This window comes from Neisseria sp. P0021.S007, from assembly GCF_051956855.1.
The window spans coordinates 1-447 of sequence record NZ_JBQCXA010001682.1 but is presented as its reverse complement, the minus strand read 5'-3'; the positions used below and the strand labels follow the sequence as shown (position 1 = coordinate 447).

The window sequence follows — 447 nt, the reverse complement described above, 5'->3', positions numbered from 1 at the left end:
GACCGCAACCATCGGTTTCGCGCAGGCAGGCGCAGTAGATGCACTCAAGAAATTCAACAACGACGCCGACGGTATCAGCGGCAGCTTCACCCAAACCGTCCAAGGCAAAAAGAAAACCCAAACCGCACACGGCACTTTCAAAATCCTGCGTCCGGGTCTCTTCAAATGGGAATACACCAAGCCCTACAAACAAACCATCGTAGGCGACGGTCAAACCATTTGGCTCTATGACGTTGATTTGGCGCAAGTGACCAAGTCCGCCCAAGACCAAACCATCGGCGATAGCCCCGCCGCCATCCTCTCCAACAAAACCGCCCTTGACAGCAGCTACTCGCTCAAAGAAGACGGCTCGTCCAACGGCATCGACTACGTCTTGGCAACGCCTAAGAAAAACAACGCCGGCTACCAATACATCCGCATCGGCTTCAAAGGCGACAACCTCGCCGC

Annotated in this window: 1 protein-coding gene; it reads left to right on the top strand. The window is 54.8% G+C overall.

Annotated elements, in window-relative coordinates; genetic code table 11:
* Positions 1 to 447: outer membrane lipoprotein chaperone LolA (lolA, locus tag ACTHUR_RS20895; RefSeq protein ID WP_440400722.1), on the top strand; the 447-nt coding region annotated here is incomplete at both ends.